Source organism: uncultured Halopseudomonas sp. (genome assembly GCF_963977355.1).
In the GTDB taxonomy this organism is placed as follows: Bacteria; Pseudomonadota; Gammaproteobacteria; order Pseudomonadales; family Pseudomonadaceae; genus Halopseudomonas.
Window position 1 is genome coordinate 142,894 of the sequence record NZ_CAXBOV010000007.1, and the last position, 8,463, is coordinate 151,356.

Sequence of the window (8,463 nt, forward strand, 5' to 3'; positions counted from 1 at the left end):
AAGGTGGTCAGGCCTCTGTTGCCGGACCGAGGGACTTCACAAGCTCTCTGACCAGCGGCTTCATGAAGAAGCTGCTTTCCGGCATCAGATCCACTCTCACGTCGCGGCCACGCAGCTCATCTGCCACCACAGGACCCACAGCGGCGACCTTTAACTGCCGCAATCCATTGATCAGCGCCTGCTCGCCGCATTGCCGCCGCCCGATCTGGAATAATCTGCGCACTTGGGTAGCGCTGGTAAAGGCAACAGCATCGAGTTGCCCACCCAGAATCGCCGCCACCAGCTCCTCTACCCGAGCGTCTTCCACATCATCCGCGTAGATGTATGGAGCCACGCTAGTGACAGATGCCCCCGCTTCACGCAAAAAATCCATCAGCGGTAGATTCGGCTCGGTACCGTATAACTGCACAGCCACGCGCCGACCTTGCAGATTTTCCTGCTGCAGCGTGCGAATGACGCCTTCTGTGGTTGGCTCCAGCGCAACAAGATCGGTCTTCAGACCAATACTGCGCAGCGCTGTGCCGGGCTTTGGACCACGGGTGAGTTTGCGTACCTGACCGAGTTTGGCGACAAAGCTCTCGCGCAGACCTCCCCCCTCACGCTCTGCCGTGCCTAGCAACCGCCGCAGTCCTTCGCCGGTGAGCAGAATAAGATCATCCCAGGGCTCCTCCACGAATGCCCGTATCCAGCCAGCTATCGCGGCCTGATCGGGCGCATCGTGAATAGATACCAGCGGACATCGCAGTACGCTGGCACCCCGGGTTACCAGCATGTCAGCGAACAAATCCAGCTCGCGACTTTCCGGCAATGCAATGTGCCGCCCGGCCAAAGGCTGCTGTTCAACAATCTCGTTCATGGCCACTCCGCCTGCAAAAGCACTATTGTGCCTACTTCTCCCATCCGCGACGATGAATGATTTCATCCAGGGTGCGACTGATGGCGGTGCAGTTACGGACCATCTCGATCTTTTCCCAGGTAGAGCGCTCACCTTCATAAAGCAACCTGTCCATTGCTTCACGCGAGGGCGCCGCAAGTAATCGGACCGGATGATCCCAGCGGTTACGCAGGAAGATATTGATATCCGCTGTGTACTCCTGACGTAACACGCCGTATGCCAGGTGCTGCATAAGGTTGATGACGGGCGATTTGATGCGGATATTATCCCGACCAAACTTCATGGCTTCGGCAGTGGTGCTTTTAATCAGGTTAGCCTGGTAATTGATAATTGCGCGCCAGGCGGTGGGTGGCGCGTCAGGGTCGGGGGTGATCGCCAGAGCAGCGGGGTTGGTCATGCTCGAAATGAAGTGGTTCACGCCGAAGAGGCGAGCCAGGCGTTTGGCGGGCAGATCATCGGCAAAGGAACCGTCGATCCACTTCATGTCAGGCAGATAAGGTACGGTTTCACCATGGGCATTGCGGCACATCAGTGTGACAGGGGGATAGATGCCATAAATCGCGCACGACGCCGTCACCGCAGATCGGATGAGCACATTGGGCGAGGTAACGGTATTAAGTAACCTGGGAGCCTGCTGTCGCTCCAACCCAGTCACGGTGATGTTCAGTTTGCGCCCCGTCAGTTCAAATGCTTCCTGGAAGGTCAAATCGGGAATAATCTTGGCCAGATACTGGATAAGGTTCTCGGCGTCCATCTTCGGTCGCGGGTTACCAAAAAACGACAGTGCAGGCCGAATTGCGGACGTCTCCTCAATTTCATGGTGCAGACTGTCCAGGCTCAGGCGGTGCTCGAGCTCCGCATCAACGTGGGTACAGGCTGTCGCTGCCAGGATGGACCCGGCACTAGAGCCAGATATGATCTCCGGCAGCAGGCCCTGGTCAAACAATGCCTTCAGCACGCCAGCGTGAAAGAAACCAAGGACAGCACCACCGCTGAGCATCAAAGCCGAACGACCAAAGCAATGACTCGCTCGCAGGAAGAAATCCTGTTTTTCTTCTTCGGAAACTATGCTGTCGTCAACTTGATCAAGGTCCTTCAGCGCGCCGCAGGTTTCCTCGATAAATTCGGTAATCAAGTCCTTGGTACCGAATTTTGCCTTGTTGTACATAGACGGTTTGCCCATACCGCCTATGTTGCCGTGAATTCCCTCGTTCAAATCAAAGAGGAGATCGTGATATTCGCCCTTGCTGCGCAAGTCACGCATACGCTCCAGACGCTGGCGTATACCGTGATAGTCGTAGTTCTCGCAGGCGTCGTTCTGTTTCCAGTCGTCCATGCCGTTTTCGGCATCCCAGGCGGCGGCAAGTTCAGACCATTGCTCGTAGGTTTCCGCCTGTTCCATCTCACGCAGCAGGGTTTTGCTTCGAGCTTTTTCAAATAATTTCATTGCAACCTCCGGTATGGCTGGCGCCTCTGGCGAGGCGCTCACCGATTGAAATATCACCTACCGTCCTGCTTTCGCTGCTCCGGTGCGCTCTCCGCCGCAGAAACAATTGAAGCGCTAGTCTGGTCTGCGAGTGAGCTTTTTGTTGCGCTAGTGGACGCGATCGAAGTCTTCGGCACTGCTTCCAGGTGCTTTCTTGCAGTCGGCTGGCTAGCCGGATCATCTACTGAGGCAGCTGGCTTGGCAGTCGCTTTTTTAGGTGTCACTTTGGCCTTGGCTTTGGCTGGTGCACGCTTGGGCTTTGATGCGACCTGGGCTTTAGGCGCTGAGCTTTGCGAACCAGCCTCCTTGGCAACCAGGGCGGACTCGGTCTTCTCTACGGCCTTGGCGGCCTTGGCGGCCTTGAGCTGCTCGGCTGCAGCTGCATAGGCCATGGCTTCGAACGTCTCAGTCGCCTGCAGATACTCTTCGGTAGATGCCTGCATGCATTCGATATAGAAATCCATGTCGGGCACAACGCCCCGATCGGCTACCACGCCAAGATTGAGGCGGTCATATATACCAGTCATACCATGACTGATTGCCATACCGTCACATACCGGCACCAGGGGAAAAACATCTCGAATGGCTGCACCAGCGAAGTAGCGCGTGGTATTCCCAGGTATGCCAGGCACATTGGTAATCACGGTGTTGATCAGTGGTAGCGTGCTGGTCACATGGGTCTTGTTCTGCACCCAGGCGCCAAGCGCCCGCATGGCTGGCGGCATCAAGTCGCCAGCCGCATTGCTCAGGTCGCAGAGTATTTCCTTGGCAATAGGAATACCCCTCGCAGTACGCGCCTGAATAACCTGAAGGCGTTCGACCGGATCGGCCACATTGGTGCCTATGGCGATGTACATCGCAGATATGAGATTCCCGCCCTCGACCTTCGAGTCCTCTGGGCGAATCGATACAGGACACATTGAAACCAGGGAGTCCTTGGCGGGCAGTTGATTGTGCTTGGCAAGATAACGACGCATCCCGCCCGCGATAACGGCCAGCAACACATCATTCAGGCTCGCGCCTTTGTGCAACTGACGCATGCGTTTGAGCTCTGGAATAACCCAGCTGTGTGCTCCATAGGAGCGGTGAGGTGAGACGGCAGTGTTGAAGATAGTCTTGGGCACCCGTCGCTGATCTGGCAAGCCTTCCTTGCGAAACAGGTTGGCAAGCTCAAGACTCTTGCGGGAAAAATCGAAACCTGCTTTCACGCTGCGGAACGTCTGACCGACCATGCGCGGCGCTGTTCGCGCCCACATTTCCAGACGCGTTGGCGCACGCTCCGCAACCTCGACCCGGTCTCGGCGGCCATATTCGTGCGCTGAAGTTTCCTCCATCAGCGCAGTACTGAGTTCAAGACTGGACTTGCCATCAACATAGGCATGATGGAAACGGATCAGAACGGCAAAACTGTTCGGCGGCACACCCTCAACGTTGTTAACGCCCTCGATGATGTATACCTCCCATGGCGCACGCTCCATGTCGACGCTGCGGGACATGGTGCGTGCGGTAAAAATGCAGAGTTGTCGCCAGTCACCGGGTTGTGGCAACCCTACGTGCCTAACGTGATACTCCAGATCGAAATTCTCATCTTCCAGCCAATAGGGATCATCCAGTTGAAAAGGGGCCTGTTCGAGGCGTCGACGGAAATAGGAAGTTGTGTTCAGGCGGTCGGAAATATACTGCAGGATTTCTTTGTGGCGCACGATGCCGTCCGGCGCGGTGCTCTGATCGCAGAGCCAGAGGCTGCCAATCATCATTGGCTGGTTAGGGCCTTCGAAGTAGTAGAAGTGCGAATCCATGGGTGTAAGTTGCTTCATTGCAGTGGTCCTCGTGCGCCAAAATGGGTGTAAAAGCATCATGAACAGATTGCATGATTGACTCTTTCAACCGGCGTTGTATTGATTCCAGTCAAACATACACGCCAATAGATGCAAGGCATATGACAAACGGCAGCTCATATAGAACAATCTAACCATGAGACATATCCAGACAATGCAATTATATGACCAAACAGTCACTTTCACTGAAAAAAATTGCCCTCTTGACGTGCCTTAGCTAGTACGGCTGGCAAAAAGACGCTCTGGCACAGTGCTTACAAGCAGGAAAAATAATTGCGGAAAAATACTTTCAGCGAGAGAAGGTTTGGAAGGGCAATAACTTACACGCACAAAAATGGTGCGCGCTGTATTTACCAGCGCGCACCATTTCACTGCAGGCCTTACTGTACAGACACCAGGTCTGCACGGCGTTTGCTCATTGCCTGGGCGGTGTCGAACCCGCACCGCCGCGCATGAGGATGACCAATAGGGTAACCGCGGTCAGTGGCATCACGTAAAAAAGCATCGCGCTTGATAGTCCTGGAATGCCGCCAGCACCACCGTCGGTAGTGACTACGTGCACGTTGTAGACAATGTAGTAGGCCATGAACAGGAGGCCTTCCCAGCGGTTGATACGCAAGCCGCTGATGAATATCGGCAGACAAGCCAGGGCAACAGCAAACATGACCAGCATGTCGAACTGCAGCACCGACTCGGAAACGGCAATGCCCACAGGCGCCAGTATCGAGGAGACACCCAATACCCCCAGCAGGTTGAAGATATTACTACCCACTACGTTACCTACAGCAATATCTCGCTGGCCGCGAATACTGGCGATCACCGAGGTGGCCACTTCAGGCAGGGAGGTTCCCGCAGCGACAATAGTTAGAGCCACAACACGTTCGGACACGCCAAGGGTGGTCGCCATAACTACTGCACCGCCTACCAGCCAACGGGCACCCAGAACCAGCATTACCAGACCACCCAGCACCAACAGAACATTAATCAGCGCAGAGCCACTGTGCGCAGCGTCAGTTACACCCAGCTCCTCGGCATCGTCTTGCCGGTTGGCGCGTCGACTGCTGATAATCAGAAATAGGGTGTAGGCGATAATCAGACCGAACAGCAGGACACCGTCGAAACGACCAAGGGAGCCGTCCAGCGCCAGCAGGATCACCAGCAGACTGGCGCCGATCATGATCGGTACATCCAGCCTGATCAGTTGTCGGGAAACCACCAGCGGTGCGATCAGAGCAGACAAACCAAGAATGAACAGCACGTTAAAGATGTTGCTGCCGAGCACGTTCCCCAGTGCTATGTCGCCCTGCCCGCCCAGCGATGCGCCAGTAGACACTGCCAGCTCAGGCGCACTGGTACCGAAGGCCACCACCGTGAGGCCGATGACCAGAGGAGAAATACGAAAACCTGCTGCCAGCCGCGAGGCACCTTTAACCAGTACTTCCGCACCCGCAACAAGCAAAACCAACCCAACAACAAATAACACCATTACCATCAAAGTCATGATTCAGCCCCTCCTCCAGGGCAATGCCAGCGGTTGCGGGCGCATCAATCTAGCACGCTGTAGCGCGGGCACCAGAGGGCGTACAAAAGATTACACCGCCGCTTGAAAATATATCTCGCTTGCTGTTATTGCGCGCCATAGACCCCATGATTCCAGGCAGACGTCACGCCAACCGTCAGGCAAGCTATGCTGACTATTCAGCCTAGCAAAGAGAGTCTTTTTTTATGACCGCAAGCAACCGAACCTTCGTAGTAGACCAGAACGATCTTGACCGGTGCGCGACCCTTGAGCCGCCGGCAGTGGGTGCTGATCAACTAGCCGATGGTGAGGCGTTGCTGGCGATTGATCACTTTGCCTTCACCGCCAACAATATTACCTATGCAGCACTGGGCAAGCGTTTCAAATACTGGGATTTCTTCCCGGCAGAAGCGCCCTGGGGCCAGATACCCGTGTGGGGGTTTGCGGACGTGGCTGCGTCCAAACACCCGGATATCAAGACTGGCACCCGCGTTTATGGCTACCTACCCATGGCCAATCAGCTAATCGTCAAGCCGGGCAAGATCAGCAAGAGCAGCTTCCTGGATACCGCAGAGCACCGACAGCACCTCGCGCTGGCCTATAATCAATACCTGTTCACCGATGCCGACCCTGCCTATCGAGTCGAACATGAGGCATTGCAGATGCTCCTGCGGCCGCTGCTACTCACCTCTTTTCTCCTGGATGATTTTCTTGCGAGCCAGGACTTTTTCGCAGCAGACCAGGTCATTCTGACCAGCGCCTCAAGCAAGACCGCGCTTGGCCTGGCATTCATGCTATCCCACCAGCGTCAGACCCGCGGTAAGCCGCTGACAATCACAGCGCTGACCTCGACTGGCAATGTGTCTTTCGTCGAAAGCCTGGGCTACTACGACAGGGTCGTCAGCTATGACGCGATTGATACGCTGGATTCTAGCCAGGGTACCGTATCGGTCGATTTTGCCGGCAATGGTGAGGTGTTGACTGCACTGCACAAACACTTTGCTGACAAGATGCTGTTCAGTTCCCTGGTGGGCGCAGCACACTGGGACCAGCGCGGCGGCGAGAAGAACCTGCCCGGCGCAGAGCCAGAAGTGTTCTTCGCCCCTGGCTACTGGGAGACCCGCGGCAAGGAGCTGGGCAACGCGGTATTGATGCGGCGCTTTGCGGAACTCTGGGCGCCTTTGGTGAAATCGGTCGAGAGCTGGATGAAGGTCACCACTGTCGAAGGCCAGGAAGCTATTCGCCAAGCCTACCTCGATACCTTGCAGGGCAAAGTAGAACCCGATCAAGGTCTCATCCTCAAACCCTGAACCAGCTGGAACAGGCCCGCTAAGGCGGGCTTGTTATAACCGGTATCAGAAATATCTTGATGACGTAGCGGTTTCTCTAAGATCCCTTCATGCCCGCATATGCGGGAAACCGTTTTGACCTTCCCTCCCCTATCTATTGCGCCACTTTTTGCGCACTTCCAGCCCTCTAATACGCACATTCTCAGCCCGGAATTCGCGCCTGTTTCGTTTTGCAGACCACCTCACATTTTTCCCATATCCAATCTGTAATAATGCGCCCGCTCTATATACCAAGTACAAGGAACATCGGATGTTCGCCCCCGCCAATACGGCTGCCTTTATGCTGGATATTCCCGGCATGGACATGCCCGGCATTGCCCATGACTTCAAGGTGCTGTCCTTCACCGGCTCCGAAGCCATCAGTCGGCCCTATCGCTTCCAGCTGGAACTGGTCAGCGAATGTCCTGATCTGGATATCGAAGCCCTATTGCAGCAACCTGCCTTCTTCACTTTCGCTGGTCAGGGCAAGGGAATTCATGGATTGATTCACCGCGTCGCCCAGGGTGATGCGGGCAAGCGGCTGACGCGTTACCACATCGACCTGGTGCCGCACCTGTTTTATCTGGGCCACCGCACCAACCAGCGCATCTTTCAGCACCTGACCGTACCCGAAATCATCGCCCGCGTGCTCAACGACCACGGCATCCAATCCGATGCTTTTCGCTTTCAACTCAACAGCGAGTATCTGCAGCGGATCTATTGCACCCAATACGATGAAACGGATCTGCACTTCATCCAGCGGCTGTGTGAAGAAGAAGGCATTCACTACCACTTCGAACACAGCACCGATAACCATCTACTGGTGTTCGGCGACGACCAGACCAGTTTCCCGAAGCTCGACAGATCCACGGCTTACATCCAGGACAGCGGTCTGGTCGCCGACGAGCCAGTGATCAAGCGTTTCGCCATGCGCATTGAAACTCGTCCCAGTCGTGTCACGCGCCGGGACTACGATTTCGAGAAGCCGCATCTGTTGATGGAAGCTGCGCACAAGACTCAACAACCCGCAGAAAATGACGAATCACCCGTGCCACTTCCAGATCTGGAAGACTATGACTACCCAGGCCGCTTTACCGATCGCACACGCGGTAAACAACTGGCCAAACGCAGCCTGGAGCGCCACCGGGCGGACTACCGGCTGGCCGAGGGCAAGAGCGACGTACCCAATCTGATTACCGGCCACTTTCTGACCCTGTCAGAGCATCCGCGAACTGAATGGAACGACTTGTGGCTGGTAGTCAGCATCCAGCACGAAGGCAAACAACCACAGGTACTGGAAGAGTCAGTCACTAGCGACGTGAAAGAAAGTGACGGCTTCACTCAGGGCTACCGAAACCAATTCACCGTTGCACCCTGGGAGGTTCACTACCGTCCGC

Annotated in this window: 6 protein-coding genes; 2 read left to right on the forward strand and 4 right to left on the reverse strand. The window is 55.5% G+C overall.

Features of this window, described 5'->3' with window-relative positions:
- Nucleotides 1-7 precede the first annotated feature (7 nt).
- From AAC076_RS05435 to AAC076_RS05450, 4 genes are all read right to left on the reverse strand, one after another.
- The gene (locus tag AAC076_RS05435; RefSeq protein ID WP_339843418.1) at nt 8-856 is read right to left on the reverse strand and encodes a uroporphyrinogen-III synthase; all 849 of its coding nucleotides are present in this window, start codon (nt 854-856) and stop codon (nt 8-10) included.
- Between the two features lie 31 nt (nt 857-887).
- Nucleotides 888-2,342, reverse strand: a complete 1,455-nt coding sequence (locus tag AAC076_RS05440) for a DUF3336 domain-containing protein (protein WP_339843419.1) — start codon at nt 2,340-2,342, stop codon at nt 888-890.
- A gap of 53 nt (nt 2,343-2,395) precedes the next feature.
- Nucleotides 2,396-4,198, reverse strand: a complete 1,803-nt coding sequence (locus tag AAC076_RS05445; RefSeq protein WP_339843420.1) for a wax ester/triacylglycerol synthase family O-acyltransferase — start codon at nt 4,196-4,198, stop codon at nt 2,396-2,398.
- A gap of 436 nt (nt 4,199-4,634) precedes the next feature.
- Nucleotides 4,635-5,720 (reverse strand): calcium/sodium antiporter, encoded by a 1,086-nt coding sequence (locus AAC076_RS05450; RefSeq protein ID WP_339843421.1) that lies wholly within the window; start codon nt 5,718-5,720, stop codon nt 4,635-4,637.
- A 224-nt stretch (nt 5,721-5,944) separates the two neighbouring features.
- On the opposite strand from AAC076_RS05450, the gene AAC076_RS05455 reads away from it, so the two are divergent.
- The gene (locus AAC076_RS05455) at nt 5,945-7,048 is read left to right on the forward strand and encodes a DUF2855 family protein (RefSeq protein ID WP_339843423.1); all 1,104 of its coding nucleotides are present in this window, start codon (nt 5,945-5,947) and stop codon (nt 7,046-7,048) included.
- Nucleotides 7,049-7,337: 289 nt separating this feature from the next.
- Nucleotides 7,338-8,463, forward strand: a 1,126-nt coding sequence (tssI, locus tag AAC076_RS05460; RefSeq protein ID WP_339843425.1) for a type VI secretion system tip protein TssI/VgrG, incomplete at its 3' end; no start/stop codon positions are given.

What these genes read in the sequence shown, in the direction of transcription:
- AAC076_RS05435 (WP_339843418.1), bottom strand. Translation starts at nt 856, where the DNA reads ATGAACGAGATTGTTGAACAGCAGCCTTTGGCCGGGCGGCACATTGCA.
- AAC076_RS05440 (WP_339843419.1), bottom strand. Translation starts at nt 2,342, where the DNA reads ATGAAATTATTTGAAAAAGCTCGAAGCAAAACCCTGCTGCGTGAGATG.
- AAC076_RS05445 (WP_339843420.1), bottom strand. Translation starts at nt 4,198, where the DNA reads ATGAAGCAACTTACACCCATGGATTCGCACTTCTACTACTTCGAAGGC.
- AAC076_RS05450 (WP_339843421.1), bottom strand. Translation starts at nt 5,720, where the DNA reads ATGACTTTGATGGTAATGGTGTTATTTGTTGTTGGGTTGGTTTTGCTT.
- AAC076_RS05455 (WP_339843423.1), top strand. Translation starts at nt 5,945, where the DNA reads ATGACCGCAAGCAACCGAACCTTCGTAGTAGACCAGAACGATCTTGAC.